Genomic DNA, 14,680 nt, shown 5'->3' on the forward strand with positions numbered 1-14,680 from the left:
TTTTCCACGGATCAGGCGGCACGTATGATTGCGCCTCTTCAAAACGCCAGTCTGGCACCCGCGCCACCGCCATTCAAACGTATTTACAGGTGCGGACCGCGCAGGATTCACAGTACGGTAGTGTCTTCACCGTCTGGATCGTTCATTTTCAGGATCACATCGCCATGCAGGTCAGCAAATCGAACAAGCTCGCCAACGTCTGCTATGACATTCGCGGCCCGGTGCTCAAGCACGCCAAGCGCCTGGAAGAGGAAGGCCATCGCATCCTCAAGCTGAACATCGGCAACCCGGCGCCCTTTGGTTTCGAAGCGCCGGAGGAAATCCTCCAGGATGTGATCCGCAACCTGCCCACAGCCCAGGGCTACAGTGACTCCAAAGGCCTGTTCAGCGCGCGCAAGGCGGTGATGCAGTACTACCAGCAGAAGCAGGTCGACGGTGTCGGTATCGAGGACATTTACCTGGGCAACGGGGTGTCCGAGCTGATCGTGATGTCCATGCAGGCCCTGCTCAACAACGGTGACGAAGTGCTGGTGCCTGCGCCGGACTATCCGCTGTGGACCGCCGCCGTGACCCTCGCCGGTGGCCATCCGGTGCATTACCTGTGCGATGAGGGCGCCGACTGGTTCCCGGACCTGGCCGACATCAAGGCCAAGATCACGCCCAATACCAAAGCGCTGGTGATCATCAACCCGAACAACCCCACCGGCGCGGTGTACTCGAGGGAAGTCCTGCTGGGCATGCTCGAACTGGCGCGCCAGCACAACCTGGTGGTGTTCTCCGACGAGATCTACGACAAGATCCTCTATGACGACGCCGTGCACATCTGCACCGGCTCCCTGGCCCCGGACCTGTTGTGCCTGACGTTCAACGGCCTGTCCAAGTCTTATCGGGTGGCGGGGTTCCGCTCCGGCTGGATCGCGATTTCCGGGCCCAAGCACAATGCTCAAAGCTACATCGAAGGCATCGACATGCTGGCCAACATGCGCCTGTGTGCCAATGTGCCGAGCCAGCACGCGATCCAGACCGCCCTCGGCGGCTACCAGAGCATCAACGACCTGGTATTGCCCCAGGGACGCCTGCTGGAGCAGCGCAACCGTACCTGGGAGCTGCTCAACGACATTCCCGGCGTGAGCTGCGTCAAACCCATGGGCGCGCTATATGCCTTCCCGCGCATTGACCCGAAGGTGTGCCCGATCCTCAATGACGAAAAGTTCGTGCTCGACCTGCTGCTGTCGGAAAAGCTGCTGGTGGTACAGGGCACTGCGTTCAACTGGCCGTGGCCGGATCACTTCCGCGTGGTGACCCTGCCGCGTGTGGATGACCTGGAAATGGCCATTGGTCGTATCGGCAATTTCCTCAAGTCTTATCGCCAGTAATGAAAATGACACGGTACTGCCAGCTTTTGGCCGTACCGTGATTATCTGGCAACACTTCTCTGCCCTGCCCTGCTGCGTACTCGACGCCTGGCCTGCCTGTAGCCGTCAGGCCCCGTAATTGCGAGGCGGCAAGGCCATGGGAGAGAGGTCAGGACAGGTTTCTCAGGTGGGAAAATCCCTTCAAGGGTTTACATAAAGTCTGTAGGACACAGTTTGAAATAGTCGCCCGGTTGAATCACCCCAGGCTGCACCTTATATACCCCGCAGTAAGCGACATATTAAGCATGAGGAGAACTCTACAACCATGATGCGCATTCTGCTGTTCTTGGCCACTAACCTGGCGGTCGTGCTGATTGCCAGCATCACCCTGAGCCTGTTTGGCTTCAACGGGTTCATGGCGGCCAACGGGGTTGACCTGAACCTCAATCAGCTGCTGGTTTTCTGTGCGGTCTTTGGTTTTGCCGGCTCGCTGTTTTCGCTGTTCATCTCCAAATGGATGGCGAAAATGAGCACCAGCACCCAGGTCATCACCCAGCCTCGTACCCGGCATGAGCAATGGTTGCTGCAGACCGTCGAGCAATTGTCCCGCGAGGCCGGCATCAAGATGCCCGAAGTCGGGATTTTCCCGGCCTATGAAGCGAACGCCTTCGCCACCGGCTGGAACAAGAACGACGCGCTCGTTGCGGTCAGCCAGGGGATGCTGGAACGCTTTTCCTACGATGAAGTGAAAGCGGTCCTGGCCCACGAGATCGGCCATGTGGCCAATGGCGACATGGTCACCCTGGCACTGGTGCAGGGCGTGGTGAACACCTTCGTGATGTTCTTCGCGCGGATCATCGGCAACTTTGTCGACAAGGTGATCTTCAAGAACGAAGAGGGTCGCGGCATTGCCTACTTCGTGGCAACTATCTTTGCGGAACTGGTGCTGGGCTTCCTGGCCAGCGCGATCACCATGTGGTTTTCGCGCAAACGCGAATTCCGCGCAGACGAAGCCGGTGCGCGTCTGGCGGGTACAGGGGCGATGATTGCAGCCTTGCAGCACCTGCGCTCCGAACAAGGCCTGCCTGTGCACATGCCCGATAGCCTGACCGCCTTTGGCATCAACGGCGGCATCAAACAAGGCATGGCGCGCTTGTTCATGAGCCATCCACCGCTGGAAGAACGAATCGACGCACTGCGCCGTCGCGGCTGACAGCCTAGTGACATTGAAAGGGGCGACTTGATCGCTCCTTTTTTGTGGGTGCTTGAAACGTCATCGCGGGCAAGCCCGGCTCCCACAGAGATATCAAAAAGACAGTAAACGACTCGGTCAATGTGGGAGCGGCGGTGCGACGATTCGACTTGCCCGCGATAGCGTTGCCATGAACGGCGCAGACCTCAGCGCCGCTCCAGCCGATAGGCGCGCTCTTCAAGTCGCGTGACGCCGTCCTGCACAAACTTCCAGCTCTCGCCCAGGATGTCCTGCTCTTGCAGCACTTCCATGCTCCAGCGCTCACGCAACAACATGCGCACTTCGTCGTCATTCACCGCAAACGGCGGGCCGGCCTTTTGCACTTGGTCGTAGTCGAGGGCGACCAGCAGTCCTCTTGTGCCAACCCCCAGCAACGCAGTGAGATGCTCGGCATACCGCGCGCGCATCAACGGCGGCAACGCGATCAGCGCCGCACGGTCATACAGACCACTGCAATCGCCCACCGCCTGCGCATCCAGGGCGAAGAAATCACCGCACCACACCTCGATCAGCCCCGACTGATAAACCTTGAAGACGCCCTTCTCAACCACCTGTGGCGTGATGCCCTGCTCACTGAAGAACGCCTCTGCCGCCAGCTGCGACAGCTCCACGCCCATCACGCGATACCCCTGCGCGGCCAGCCAGATCAAATCCAGGCTTTTGCCGCACAACGGCACCAGTATTTTTGCAGCCTCGGCCACGCCCAGTGCAGGCCAGTGGCGTTGCAGGTAAGGGTTGACCTCAGGCAGGTGAAAGCCGATCTGATTGCGCGCCCAACGCGCTTGCCAAAATTCAGGCTGCATACATCCCCCGGGAAATTCGATCAAAAGGCGCTAAAACTTATATTGGATTTAGATCAATGATCTGACTAAAGATGGCAGCATCTTAACCCTCAGGACCCTACGCATGTTGCCCAGCCTGTTTATCTCCCACGGTTCGCCCATGCTCGCCCTGCAACCGGGCGCCAGCGGCCCTGCCCTGCAGCGACTGGCAGCAGCACTGCCCAAGCCCAAGGCGATCGTGGTGGTCTCGGCGCATTGGGAAAGCGCCGAGCTGCTGGTCAGCGGCAGCCCCGCACCGCAAACCTGGCACGACTTCGGCGGCTTCCCCCGCGAATTGTTCGCGGTGCAGTACCCCGCGCCAGGTGATCCGCAGTTGGCGAACGCCATTGTCCAGTTGCTTCGAGCAGACGGCCTAGAGGCACAGATCGACGAGCGCCGCCCATTCGACCACGGCACCTGGGTGCCCCTGTCATTGATGTACCCGACGGCGGATATCCCGGTGGTGCAAATCTCACTGCCCAGCCGCATAGGCCCCGCCCTGCAAACCCGGGTCGGACGTGCGCTGGCTGATCTGCGCGAGCAAGGTGTGCTGTTGATCGGTTCCGGCAGCATCACCCATAACCTGGGTGAACTGGATTGGCGCGCTGGGCCGAACAGCATCGAGCCCTGGGCCAGGGAGTTTCGTGACTGGATGGTGAACACCCTCGCCTCCGATGATGAGGCAACCCTGCACGACTATCGACGCCTGGCGCCAAATGCGCAGCGCAGCCATCCCAGTGATGAACATTTGCTGCCGCTGTATTTCGCGCGCGGCGCGGGTGGCCGTTTCAGCATCGAGCATCAGGGCTTCACCTTGGGCGCGCTTGGAATGGACATCTACCGCTTCGGCTGACACGGAGCTTGCTCCCACTCAGCAATTCAGGTGGTGACGGTTGCACCGCTATCGGAAGCGAACCCTCGCCCACGCTCGATTGGGGACTTATCCGAAAAAGATCAGGCAAAAAAATCCCCGAACCAGTCGGGGATTTTTTATGTGCGATCAATCAGCCCGAGGGCGGATCAATCTTCGCGGTAGCGACGCAGCTTCAGCTGCTTACCGGCAACGCGCGTGTCTTTCAACTTGGTCAGCAGTTTTTCCAGACCGTCTTCCGGCAGCTCCACCAGGGAGAAGCTGTCACGCACCTGGATGCGACCGATGGCTTCACGTGCCAGGCCACCCTCGTTGAGGATAGCGCCCAGCAGGTTCTTGGCAGCGATACCGTCACGCGCGCCCAGCGCGGTGCGGCAACGAGCACGGCCTTCGGCCAATGGAACCGGAGCGCGACGCTCACGATCACCACGGTCCGGACGGTCGCCAGTACGCTCTGGACGATCACCGCGCGGGGCGTTGTTCGGCACCAGTGGGCGTTCTTTCTCGATGGCTGCCAAGGTCAGGGCCTGACCATTGGTAGCCTTGCGCAGCAGGGCAGCAGCGAGGGCGCGTGGGGTGCAACCGATATCGGCGGTCAAGCGATCGAGCAGATCGCCATGGGTCGATTCAGCGTCAGCCACCAGCGGCGCCAGGCTGTTGGTCAGTTTCTTGATGCGCGCATCGAGAACAGCCTGGGCATCCGGCAGGCGGACTTCGGCAACTTTCTGACCGGTTACACGCTCGATCACTTGCAGCATGCGGCGCTCACGCGGCGTCACCAGCAGCAGTGCACGACCTTCGCGACCGGCACGGCCGGTACGGCCGATACGGTGAACGTAGGACTCTGGATCGTAAGGCATGTCAACGTTGAACACGTGGGTGATACGTGGAACGTCGAGACCACGGGCGGCAACGTCGGTCGCCACAACGATGTCCAGACGGCCATCCTTGAGGGAGTCGATCACGCGCTCACGCTGGTTCTGGGCAATGTCACCGTTCAGCGCAGCGGCTTTGTAGCCTTTGGCTTCCAGGGCACTGGCCAGGTCCAGGGTTGCTTGCTTGGTGCGCACGAACATGATCAGCGCGTCGAAGTCTTCGACTTCCAGCAGGCTCAATACAGCCGAGGTTTTCTGGTCAGCGTGAACCAACAGGTGAGCCTGCTCGATCGCGGTAACGGTCTGGGTCTTGGTCTGGATTTTCACGTGTTGCGGATCGCGCAGGTGGCGTTCGGCAATGGCACGGATAGACTGCGGCAGGGTAGCCGAGAACAGTACGGTCTGACGGGTTGGTGGCAGTGCCTTGAAGATGACTTCCAGGTCATCCATGAAGCCCAGCTTCAACATTTCGTCAGCTTCGTCCAGCACCAGATGATTCACGGTGGACAGGACTTTCTCGTCGCGACGCAGGTGGTCGCACAGACGGCCTGGGGTGGCGACAACGATCTGTGCGCCGTTACGAATGGCTTTCAGCTGTGGGCCCATGGGCGCGCCGCCGTAAACGGCCACAACGGTAACGCCTGGCATTTGCTTGGCGTAGGTTTCGAAAGCGGTTGCTACTTGCAGCGCCAACTCACGGGTTGGCGCCAGGATCAGGGCTTGCGGTTCGCGCTTGGCAGGATCGATGCAGTGCAGGATAGGCAGGGCGAACGCGGCGGTTTTACCGGTACCGGTTTGCGCCTGGCCAATCATGTCCTGGCCGGCCATGATGATCGGGATCGATTGCTGCTGAATAGCCGAAGGTTCTTCGTAGCCGGTCGCGATGACGGCAGCAAGAATGTTCGGGTTAAGATTAAAAGCGGCGAAGCCGCCGGTTTCCTGGGTCATGGGTCTGCCTCTAAGTGCATCCGCAAAGACCCATGCTCCAAAGCTGCGCATGCCGTGTTGAGACTCAAGAGTCGCCCTGGCTGCTTTGTCGGCGGGGATTTGCGAAAACGAATGAATGAAAAAGATTCGTCAAGGAAGAGTCCGCTGGGCGGACGTGCAGCCGAAGCTGGCTTCGGGGAATTGCGCTACCTGAACGCGGCCCGGTTAAAGGCCGGCGCGCACTATACCGGAAATACCTGAAAAAGGGAGCTTTTTTTCATGCAACGCATTGATATACCGCGCTGCGTCACAGGTTTTGCACAGACCTGCGGCAAGGTCTGTTTTGCAAACGCCCGGCCCTGCTGGGCATAACACTTAAACGATTCACCCATTGGATCGGACCTTCGGTCCGAAACCTTAACTTCGCGCCCGAGGGCACACCGATGAATCAAGCCAGCAGTAGCCGCGTCAGCCGTGAACTCCGGGGCCATGTCCTGCTGTTGGGCCTGGACCGGGTGGCCAAGCGCAACGCCTTCGACCTCGATTTGCTCAATGACCTGAGCCTGGCGTATGGCGAATTTGATCGAAACGAAGACGCGCGAGTGGCTGTGGTATTCGCCCATGGCGACCATTTTACCGCCGGGCTGGACCTGGCCAATGTCAGCGGCGTGATGGCCGGCGGCTGGCAACCGCCGCCGGGAGGCTGCGATCCCTGGGGCGTGTTTGCCGGGCCACGTGTCACCAAGCCGGTGATCATCGCGGCCCAGGGGTATTGCCTGACCATCGGCATCGAGCTGATGCTGGCGGCGGACATCAACCTCTGCGCCAGCAATACCCGCTTTGCGCAAATGGAAGTGCAGCGCGGGATCCTTCCCTTCGGTGGCGCGACGTTGCGCTTTCACCAGCTCGCCGGCTGGGGCAACGCCATGCGCTGGCTACTCACCGGCGACGAGTTCGACGCCCATGAAGCCCTGCGCCTGGGGCTGGTGCAGGAGGTCATGGCCAGCGAAGACCTGTTGCCGCGCGCCATCGAACTGGCCAGCCGCATTGCCCGCCAGGCGCCGCTCGGTGTTCAGGCCACATTGACCTCGGCGCGCCTGGCGCGCATGGAAGGCGAAACCGTGGCGGCCGCCGCGCTGCCTGCTGTAGTGGACCAATTGCTTAACAGTGAGGATGCCAAGGAAGGCGTGCGGGCGATGATCGAGAAGCGGCCGGGGGTTTTCAAGGGGATTTGATGGCGACAGTGAGGGCCTCATCAGCGGCAAGCCCCCTCCCACACTGGAATATGTTCACAGATCAAAGGTGGGAGGGGCTTGCCCCCGATGAGGCCCTGACAGCCACCTAAGTCGCCGGCCGAATGACCTTGATCAACGGCTGCAACGAATACCCCAATCGTGGCGCCAGCGCTTCGGCTCGAGCCGAGAGCGCGGCCATGTCCAGTTCCTGATCCAGCTCCGAAGGCACCAGCAAAATCACATTGCCCTCCTTCACCGGCAACTCCCAGTAATGCCGGTGATACAGCCCGCGCAACAGCGCCGCGCCCAAGGGTTTGCCATCGTCGGTGGCCCATTGGTTGATCACCAGCCAACCGCCCGGGTTGAGTTTTTTCTGGCAGTTTTCCAGAAATGTCCAAGCCAGGTGTCCGACGCCGGGGCCGACATCCGTATAGAGGTCGACGAAGATCAGGTCAGCCGGCTCAGCGCTGTCGAGCAACTGCAAGGCATCGCCGATACGGATGTACAAGCGCGGATCATCATCCAGCCCCAGGTATTCGATAGCCAGACGCGGCACATCCGGCCGCAGCTCAATGGCTTCGACGTCTTCCAGCGGCAGGAACTTGAGACACGCCTGGGTCAGGGTGCCGGCGCCCAGACCGAGGAACAGCGCGCTGTCCGGCTGTTCATGGCACAACGCGCCAACCAGCATCGCGCGGGTGTAGTCGTACTCCAGCCAGCTTGGGTCGGCGGTGAACACGCAGCTTTGCTCAATGGCATCGCCAAATTCGAGAAAGCGGTAATCGGCCACTTCCAGCACACGGATCATGCCGAAGTCATCATGGACCTCGGCCAGCAGGCGCTCGACACGCTCCTCGGTCATCACTACTCCTAAAGGCTTTACTGCACAGCAAAGGCGCGATTGTCGGCCAACCGGCGGCAACAGGTCACGCACTAATTGCTGATAACATTGGCGCCCGACCGTCAACCAACCAATCGAGTTCACGATGAGCCAACCCTGGAGCCCCGACAGCTGGCGCGCCCTGCCTATCCAGCAGCAACCCCGGTACCCTGACGCCGCACATTTGCTGCAAGTGGAGCAGAACCTGGCCAGCTACCCCCCGCTGGTGTTTGCCGGGGAAGCCCGCGAGTTGCGCCGTCAGTTTGCCGAAGTCACCGAGGGCCGCGCGTTCCTGCTGCAAGGCGGCGACTGCGCCGAAAGCTTTGCCGAGTTCTCCGCCGCCAAAATCCGCGACACGTTCAAGGTGCTGTTGCAGATGGCGATCGTGATGACCTTCGCCGCCGGCTGCCCGGTTGTGAAAGTCGGGCGCATGGCCGGCCAGTTCGCCAAGCCGCGCTCGTCCAACGATGAAACCATCGACGGTATCACCCTGCCCGCCTACCGCGGCGATATCGTCAACGGCATCGGCTTCGACGAAAAAAGCCGCGTGCCCGACCCGGACCGCCTGCTGCAGTCCTATCACCAGTCCACCGCCACGCTCAACTTGCTGCGCGCGTTTGCCCAGGGCGGTTTCGCCGACCTGCACCAGGTGCACAAGTGGAACCTGGATTTCATCGCCAACTCTGCCCTGGCTGAAAAATACAGCCAACTGGCCGACCGCATCGACGAAACCCTGGCCTTCATGCGCGCCTGTGGCATGGACAGCTCGCCGCAACTGCGCGAGACCAGTTTCTTCACCGCCCACGAGGCGCTGCTGCTCAACTACGAGCAAGCCTTTGTGCGTCGCGACAGCCTGACCAACGACTACTACGACTGCTCGGCCCACATGCTGTGGATCGGCGACCGCACCCGTCAGCTCGATGGCGCCCACGTCGAGTTCCTGCGCGGGGTGAACAATCCGATTGGCGTCAAGGTCGGCCCAAGCATGAACCCCGACGACCTGATCCGCCTGATCGACATTCTCAACCCGGATAACGATCCCGGCCGTCTCAACCTGATCGCGCGCATGGGCGCAGGCAAGGTCGGCGATCACCTGCCCCACCTGATCCGCGCCGTGCAGCGTGAAGGCAAGCAGGTGCTGTGGAGTTCCGACCCCATGCATGGCAACACCATCAAGGCCAGCAGCGGCTACAAGACCCGCGACTTCGCGCAGATCCTGGGCGAAGTAAAGGAGTTCTTCCAGGTGCACCAGGCCGAAGGCAGCTATGCCGGCGGGATTCATATCGAGATGACCGGGCAGAACGTCACCGAATGCATCGGCGGCGCGCGACCGATTACCGAAGACGGTTTATCGGACCGCTATCACACCCACTGCGATCCACGGATGAATGCCGATCAGTCGCTTGAACTGGCGTTCCTGATTGCCGAGACCTTGAAGCAGGTCAAGCGTTAAGGCCGTGGCTGGAAATGCATGCTGACGGACTGTCTGTGGCGAGCAGGCTTGTCCTGCGTTGGGCTGCGCAGCAGCCCCAAAACCAGGCGCTGAGCCGTACCAGGTACACCGCGCTTTGCTGGATTGGGGGCGCTGCGCACCCCAACGCGGTGCAAGCCCGCTCGCCATAATCAAGCACAATCATGCCCTCTAGCCACAACCCGAGTTACTTTCGCAACGGATCATCCCAAAAGTGCCGTTGGCTTTCCTGCTCCACGTCGGCGCGGCTGAGCCCAATGTCCTTGAGCGCATCGTCGTTCAGGGTCGCCAATAACCGGCGCTCACGATACACAGCGTGCCAACGCGCAATGCCGTGAAACAGCCCGGCCAAAGGCCGCTTGGCGACCAACACAAACCCTTTCTGCCCTTTCATCTTCTCGCCCTCCCTTGGGGATGACGAAAGTGTGTGCCTGGCCTTATGATCAATCCAACGAATGTTTCTTATGAAATACATCTCGGAGATTGATCAATTGTCCGGCTACCCGAGCATCGACACTGACGTGCTGCGCACCTTCGTCGCCATCGCCGACCAAGGCGGCTTTACCCGCGCCGCCGAACGGGTGAATCGCACCCAATCGGCGGTGAGCATGCAGATGAAACGTCTGGAAGAGGACGTGCTGCAACGCAAGCTGTTCGAGCGTGACGGACGCCAGGTGCGCCTGACGCCCGAGGGCCAGGTGCTGCTGGGCTACGCGCGGCGCATCCTGAAACTGCACAGTGAAGTGTTCAATACGCTGCGCGAGCCGCATATGGTCGGGCTGGTGCGCATCGGCACGCCGGATGACTACGTGATGCGCTTTCTCCCGGGGATTCTCACGCGGTTTTCCAAGGCTTATCCGCTGATCCAGATCGAGATGCACTGCGAAGCATCCACGGTGTTGATGCAACGCCGTGACCTGGCCTTGACGGTGATCAGCCGCCAGCCCGGTGACGACGTCGGTGAACTGCTGCGCACCGAGCGAATGGTGTGGGCCGCCGCCACATGTTTTTGCGTGGACGAGCACGACACCTTGCCCCTGGCGGTGTCCGGCGTCGAGTGCTTCGGCACTCACTGGAGCCAGGCCGCACTGGACAGCGTCGGGCTTGATTACCGGCTGGCCTATCACAGTTCCAATGTGGCGGCGATCCAGGCCGTGGTCAGCGCGGGCCTGGCGGTGATGGTCAGCATGGAAAGCCTGATGACCGACGACCTGCGCATACTCGGCAGCGAGGACGGTTTTCCGCCACTGCCGTCGATGAACCTGAGGCTGCTGCGTAACCCATCGATGGCCTCGCCCATTACCGAATGCCTGGCGGATTACATCCTCGAAGGCTTCAGACTTTAAAGGTCAGCATCACCGCGCACACCACCAGAAAGCCGCAGAACAACCCGCGCAGCACGCGCTCGGGCAGCGCATGGGCGACTTTCACACCCCAGCTGATGCTCAGCAGGCCGCCGACGGCCAGGGGCACGCCGATTGCCCAGTCCACCTCGTGGTGCCAGGCGTAGGTCACCAGGGTCACGCCGGTGCTGGGCAATGCCAAAGCCAGCGACAGACCTTGCGCGACCACCTGGGTGGTGCCGAACACACTGGTCAGGACCGGCGTGGCAACCACCGCGCCACCGACGCCAAACAACCCCCCCATGGCGCCGGACGCTGCGCCCAGTACGCCCAACCAGGGCCAGGCATAGCGCATCTGCGCCGTCGGCGGCGCGTTACGCGTGAACATGCGCACTCCGTTGTAGGCCGCCAGCACCACCAGAAACACGATAAAACCGATACGCATCGCAGCGGCATCCAGACCCACCGCCCAGATCGACCCGAGCCAGGCAAAACTGAACCCCATCACCCCGAGCGGCAGCGCGTGGCGCAATTCGATGCGGTTGCGCTGGTGGTAGCGCCACAGGGCAAGCATCACATTAGGCACCACCATCACCAGCGCGGTGCCTTGAGCAATCTGTTGATCGAGCCCGAACAAAACACCGAGCACCGGGATGGCTATCAGCCCGCCACCAATGCCAAACACACCGCCCACCGTGCCCAGGGCCGCGCCCAGTAGCAGATACATCAGCAAATCCCACACCGCATGTCACTCCACAGATCCCAAGCCGTGCATGCTACGCAGTGCACTCTTGCGTGGCAAAGCAGGTTCGCTTGAGATAAACCACGGCGCAGGGCTCTATCGCCTGCCAGACGCCCACAAAAAAGCCCGACGCAAGGTCGGGCTTGTTACAGCGGCGGGGCCGGAATTACTTCTTGGCGCGGCCTTTGTACGAACCACCTTCACGGGTGTCGATCTCGATCAGGTCGTCGATTTCGATGAAGTCAGCTACTTGCAGCTCGGTACCGTTGGCCAGCTTGGCGGGCTTCATCACCTTGCCGGAAGTGTCGCCGCGAGCGGAACCTTCGGTGTAAGCGACTTTACGCACGATGGTGGTCGGCAGCTCTACGGAAACCAGGCGCTCTTCGAAGAAGATGGCTTCGCAGACGTCGTCCATGCCTTCTTCCACGAACGGCAGAACGGCTTCGATGTCTTCAGCGTTCAGCTCGTACATGGTGTAGTCGGTGGTGTCCATGAACGTGTAGGTGTCGCCGCTGATGAACGACAGGGTCGCTTCCTTGCGGTCGAGGATCACGTCGTCCAGTTTGTCATCGGCGCTGTAGACGATCTCGGTCTTGTAACCGGTCAGCAGGTTCTTCAGCTTGGTCTTCATGATGGCGCTGTTACGACCAGACTTGGTGAACTCAGCTTTCTGAACCAGCCAAGGGTCGTTTTCGAGACGGATCACTGTACCGGGTTTCAGTTCTTTACCAGTTTTCATTGCATATATCCGAAATTTGGATGGGATTTACAAAATTCAAGGTGGCGTATCATATCCAACTTTCATAAAACTGTACCAGCGCCGTCGCAAGATCGGCCTGCAAGCCTTGTTCCAGACACCAGGATTCGGCGTGTCGGCTGACTTCAGGCCAGTGTTCCAGCAGTTTTTTCCATGCCTGGGCCATATCACCCTCGGTGTTCCAGACTTGCCACAATGTAATCAATGCAGCCCTGGCGGCCGGTGACAACGCGGCGGTGTACAGCGCCAGGAAGGCATCGAGCTTGTCGAGGTGAATGTCCTCATCCTGACGGTAGATGTGCCACAACAACGGGCGCCCGGCCCATTGCGCACGCACGAACGAGTCCTCGCCGCGCACCGCATTGAAGTCGCAGCACCACAGCAGCCGGTCGTAGTGCGCCTGGGGCACGAACGGCAACACTTGCACGGTCAGCGCGCCGCGTTGATGCACAGCCCCCACTGCCAGGCCCTCCACGCCGAGCCAGCGCTGTACATCGCCAAGGATGCGCCCTTGCGGCACCAACAGATGGGTGGCACGCCCGTCCGTCGACAACACGTCGAGCCAACCGGCCAGACCGGCGTTTTCATAGGCGAACAGCGAGATCAATCGTGCATCAGCGGCGGTAAATACGCCCATATCCTGCAGGAAGCTTTCCCGGGCAGCGGCATCCCGCTGAAACGCCTGACGCTGGACCAGCAACCCGGCCTCACGCAAAAGGCCACCGGTGCCCGGACGAAAGCCGGGGAAAAAGAAGTACTTCTGCACGCCTTTGAACTTCACTGAAGGCAGCCGATGACACCCCACCACCCAGTCTTCGGCGCTCAGGTAATCCAGATTCATCCACAACGGCGTGCGTGCGCAGGCGGCCATGGCCTCCATATAGTCCGGCGGCAATTGACAGGCGAACGCGGCAATCACCACATCCGCTGCCGACGTTTCCGGCCAGTCGGCCGGCCAATGGCGCACGTCCACGCCCGCTTGCCATTGCTGGCTCAGTTGCACGTCAACCTCGGGGCACATGCGCTCGAAGGCGCGCAAGTCATCGACCCACAGGCGCACATCACACCCATGTTCGGCCACCAACTGTCGGGCCAGGCGCCAGGTCACGCCGATGTCGCCGTAGTTGTCGACAACACTGCAAAAAATATCCCAGCGGGCTTTCATTCCGGGCTCCAGGGCTCAAAGGCTCGATTGTCCGCATAAATGCCCGGATGCAGAAGGCTTGATCGCGATTATTCTGCACAGTGGCTGTGCGACAATCGCCGCTACGCCGTCAATGCCCGCCGGGAGGCCACCATGACTGATCGTCCGTTGTCGCTGCTCAAGCTCTGTATCGCCATTGCCCTGGGCGTGTGGCTGGGGTTCATCGCCATTGTGCTGACTACCTGGCTGGCGTCCCGCTACCTGTTTCCGCAGAGCCTCGCGCCTGTGGCCCAGGCGGTCCAACAGTTGGGCAAACCGGCCGCTGCGCCGGAGCCGCCCAACCGCATGTTCGAGCAGTACCAGCAGAACCTGCAGAGACAGGAACAACAACAGACCCTGGAGCAGGCGCGCAGCAACCCGCGCAACCTGTCCAACCCCAAATGCCAGTTCTGGCTGCAACAGGACCAGAATGCGCCCACTGAAAAGACCCGCGCCAATGTGCTGCAACTCTGCGACTGATCACCATGAATAAACACGCCGTGCTCCAGCTGATTCTGGACAAACTCGCCGTCGACCTGGATATCGCCCAGCGCGCCGCGCAGACCGCCTACGAAACCGCGACCCACGAAGAAAATATCGCCGAGAACAAGTACGACACCCTGGGTCTGGAGGCGTCCTACCTGGCGGCCGGACAAGCCCGGCGGGTCGAGGAAATCAAACAATCGCTGGCGCTGTGCCAGAACCTGCCATTGCGGCCCTACGATGATCAGCGGGGGGTGGAGGTCGGCGCGCTGCTGGGCCTGGAAGACGAGAACGGGCGCCAGCAATGGCTGTTTCTCGCACCGGATGCGGCGGGCTTGAAAGTGGATGTGGTCGGGCAACCGGTGACCGTCATCACCCCGCGCTCACCCCTGGGCAAAAGCCTGCTGGGCAAGTTCGAAGGGGATGAGGTGGAGATTCTGGTAGCAGGCGCCCGGCAACACTTCACGGTTACCGAGGCCAGATAA

General features: G+C 60.9%; 15 protein-coding genes. 8 read left to right on the forward strand and 7 right to left on the reverse strand.

Features of this window, described 5'->3' with window-relative positions; all coding sequences use genetic code 11:
- Positions 1-164: 164 nt before the first annotated feature.
- Both TU75_RS14260 and htpX read left to right on the forward strand, forming a co-directional pair.
- Positions 165-1,376 carry a pyridoxal phosphate-dependent aminotransferase gene (locus TU75_RS14260; RefSeq protein WP_003233343.1) on the forward strand — a complete coding sequence of 404 codons (1,212 nt, stop codon included), beginning with the start codon at positions 165-167 and terminating at the stop codon, positions 1,374-1,376.
- A gap of 304 nt (positions 1,377-1,680) precedes the next feature.
- Positions 1,681-2,568 (forward strand): protease HtpX, encoded by an 888-nt coding sequence (htpX, locus tag TU75_RS14265; RefSeq protein ID WP_043050458.1) that lies wholly within the window; start codon positions 1,681-1,683, stop codon positions 2,566-2,568.
- 185 nt (positions 2,569-2,753) lie between these two features.
- On the opposite strand, the gene TU75_RS14270 is transcribed toward htpX, so the two are convergent.
- Positions 2,754-3,410, reverse strand: coding sequence for a thiopurine S-methyltransferase (locus tag TU75_RS14270; protein ID WP_060549281.1), 657 nt, complete (start codon positions 3,408-3,410; stop codon positions 2,754-2,756).
- 103 nt (positions 3,411-3,513) lie between these two features.
- Here TU75_RS14270 and TU75_RS14275 point away from each other — a divergent pair, with 103 nt between their 5' ends.
- Entirely contained in the window at positions 3,514-4,281 is a 768-nt protein-coding gene (locus TU75_RS14275; protein WP_060549282.1) for a DODA-type extradiol aromatic ring-opening family dioxygenase, read from the forward strand.
- A gap of 167 nt (positions 4,282-4,448) precedes the next feature.
- On the opposite strand, the gene TU75_RS14280 is transcribed toward TU75_RS14275, so the two are convergent.
- Entirely contained in the window at positions 4,449-6,122 is a 1,674-nt protein-coding gene (locus TU75_RS14280; RefSeq protein WP_003233351.1) for a DEAD/DEAH box helicase, read from the reverse strand.
- Between the two features lie 422 nt (positions 6,123-6,544).
- Between TU75_RS14280 and TU75_RS14285 the strand changes: the two genes are divergently transcribed.
- A complete protein-coding gene (locus TU75_RS14285; RefSeq protein ID WP_060549283.1) occupies positions 6,545-7,336 on the forward strand; it encodes a crotonase/enoyl-CoA hydratase family protein in 792 nt (263 codons plus the stop codon).
- 106 nt (positions 7,337-7,442) lie between these two features.
- Here the strand turns inward: TU75_RS14285 and TU75_RS14290 are convergent, their stop codons facing one another.
- Entirely contained in the window at positions 7,443-8,198 is a 756-nt protein-coding gene (locus TU75_RS14290) for a spermidine synthase (protein ID WP_060549284.1), read from the reverse strand.
- A gap of 124 nt (positions 8,199-8,322) precedes the next feature.
- On the opposite strand from TU75_RS14290, the gene TU75_RS14295 reads away from it, so the two are divergent.
- Positions 8,323-9,669 carry a class II 3-deoxy-7-phosphoheptulonate synthase gene (locus TU75_RS14295; protein ID WP_057008388.1) on the forward strand — a complete coding sequence of 449 codons (1,347 nt, stop codon included), beginning with the start codon at positions 8,323-8,325 and terminating at the stop codon, positions 9,667-9,669.
- A gap of 205 nt (positions 9,670-9,874) precedes the next feature.
- Here TU75_RS14295 and TU75_RS14300 read toward each other — a convergent pair whose 3' ends face one another.
- On the reverse strand, positions 9,875-10,081 hold the full coding sequence (locus TU75_RS14300; protein WP_003233358.1) for a DUF1127 domain-containing protein: 207 nt from the start codon (positions 10,079-10,081) through the stop codon (positions 9,875-9,877).
- A gap of 70 nt (positions 10,082-10,151) precedes the next feature.
- Between TU75_RS14300 and TU75_RS14305 the strand changes: the two genes are divergently transcribed.
- The gene (locus TU75_RS14305; protein ID WP_032870343.1) at positions 10,152-11,033 is read left to right on the forward strand and encodes a LysR family transcriptional regulator; all 882 of its coding nucleotides are present in this window, start codon (positions 10,152-10,154) and stop codon (positions 11,031-11,033) included.
- On the opposite strand, the gene TU75_RS14310 is transcribed toward TU75_RS14305, so the two are convergent.
- The 3 genes from TU75_RS14310 to earP all read right to left on the reverse strand — a co-directional run bounded on the left by TU75_RS14310 (position 11,023) and on the right by earP (position 13,694).
- The gene (locus TU75_RS14310) at positions 11,023-11,772 is read right to left on the reverse strand and encodes a sulfite exporter TauE/SafE family protein (protein WP_003233365.1); all 750 of its coding nucleotides are present in this window, start codon (positions 11,770-11,772) and stop codon (positions 11,023-11,025) included. The two genes, TU75_RS14305 and TU75_RS14310, sit on opposite strands and share 11 nt — an antisense overlap.
- A 166-nt stretch (positions 11,773-11,938) precedes the next feature.
- Positions 11,939-12,511, reverse strand: a complete 573-nt coding sequence (locus tag TU75_RS14315) for an elongation factor P (protein WP_003233368.1) — start codon at positions 12,509-12,511, stop codon at positions 11,939-11,941.
- A gap of 49 nt (positions 12,512-12,560) precedes the next feature.
- The gene (gene earP / locus TU75_RS14320; protein ID WP_060549285.1) at positions 12,561-13,694 is read right to left on the reverse strand and encodes an elongation factor P maturation arginine rhamnosyltransferase EarP; all 1,134 of its coding nucleotides are present in this window, start codon (positions 13,692-13,694) and stop codon (positions 12,561-12,563) included.
- 132 nt (positions 13,695-13,826) lie between these two features.
- Here earP and TU75_RS14325 point away from each other — a divergent pair, with 132 nt between their 5' ends.
- Together TU75_RS14325 and TU75_RS14330 are read left to right on the forward strand one after the other, a co-directional pair.
- On the forward strand, positions 13,827-14,192 hold the full coding sequence (locus TU75_RS14325; RefSeq protein WP_060549286.1) for a hypothetical protein: 366 nt from the start codon (positions 13,827-13,829) through the stop codon (positions 14,190-14,192).
- A gap of 5 nt (positions 14,193-14,197) precedes the next feature.
- Positions 14,198-14,680: a GreA/GreB family elongation factor gene (locus TU75_RS14330; RefSeq protein WP_003233374.1), complete on the forward strand. Its 483-nt coding sequence runs from the start codon at positions 14,198-14,200 to the stop codon at positions 14,678-14,680.

This window comes from Pseudomonas poae, assembly GCF_001439785.1.
Taxonomy (GTDB): domain Bacteria; phylum Pseudomonadota; class Gammaproteobacteria; order Pseudomonadales; family Pseudomonadaceae; genus Aquipseudomonas; species Aquipseudomonas poae.

Bases quoted from the DNA above. Each gene is read 5' to 3' on its own strand.
- TU75_RS14260 (WP_003233343.1), top strand. From the start codon at position 165: ATGCAGGTCAGCAAATCGAACAAGCTCGCCAACGTCTGCTATGACATT.
- htpX (WP_043050458.1), top strand. From the start codon at position 1,681: ATGATGCGCATTCTGCTGTTCTTGGCCACTAACCTGGCGGTCGTGCTG.
- TU75_RS14270 (WP_060549281.1), bottom strand. From the start codon at position 3,410: ATGCAGCCTGAATTTTGGCAAGCGCGTTGGGCGCGCAATCAGATCGGC.
- TU75_RS14275 (WP_060549282.1), top strand. From the start codon at position 3,514: ATGTTGCCCAGCCTGTTTATCTCCCACGGTTCGCCCATGCTCGCCCTG.
- TU75_RS14280 (WP_003233351.1), bottom strand. From the start codon at position 6,122: ATGACCCAGGAAACCGGCGGCTTCGCCGCTTTTAATCTTAACCCGAAC.
- TU75_RS14285 (WP_060549283.1), top strand. From the start codon at position 6,545: ATGAATCAAGCCAGCAGTAGCCGCGTCAGCCGTGAACTCCGGGGCCAT.
- TU75_RS14290 (WP_060549284.1), bottom strand. From the start codon at position 8,198: ATGACCGAGGAGCGTGTCGAGCGCCTGCTGGCCGAGGTCCATGATGAC.
- TU75_RS14295 (WP_057008388.1), top strand. From the start codon at position 8,323: ATGAGCCAACCCTGGAGCCCCGACAGCTGGCGCGCCCTGCCTATCCAG.
- TU75_RS14300 (WP_003233358.1), bottom strand. From the start codon at position 10,081: ATGAAAGGGCAGAAAGGGTTTGTGTTGGTCGCCAAGCGGCCTTTGGCC.
- TU75_RS14305 (WP_032870343.1), top strand. From the start codon at position 10,152: ATGAAATACATCTCGGAGATTGATCAATTGTCCGGCTACCCGAGCATC.
- TU75_RS14315 (WP_003233368.1), bottom strand. From the start codon at position 12,511: ATGAAAACTGGTAAAGAACTGAAACCCGGTACAGTGATCCGTCTCGAA.
- earP (WP_060549285.1), bottom strand. From the start codon at position 13,694: ATGAAAGCCCGCTGGGATATTTTTTGCAGTGTTGTCGACAACTACGGC.
- TU75_RS14325 (WP_060549286.1), top strand. From the start codon at position 13,827: ATGACTGATCGTCCGTTGTCGCTGCTCAAGCTCTGTATCGCCATTGCC.
- TU75_RS14330 (WP_003233374.1), top strand. From the start codon at position 14,198: ATGAATAAACACGCCGTGCTCCAGCTGATTCTGGACAAACTCGCCGTC.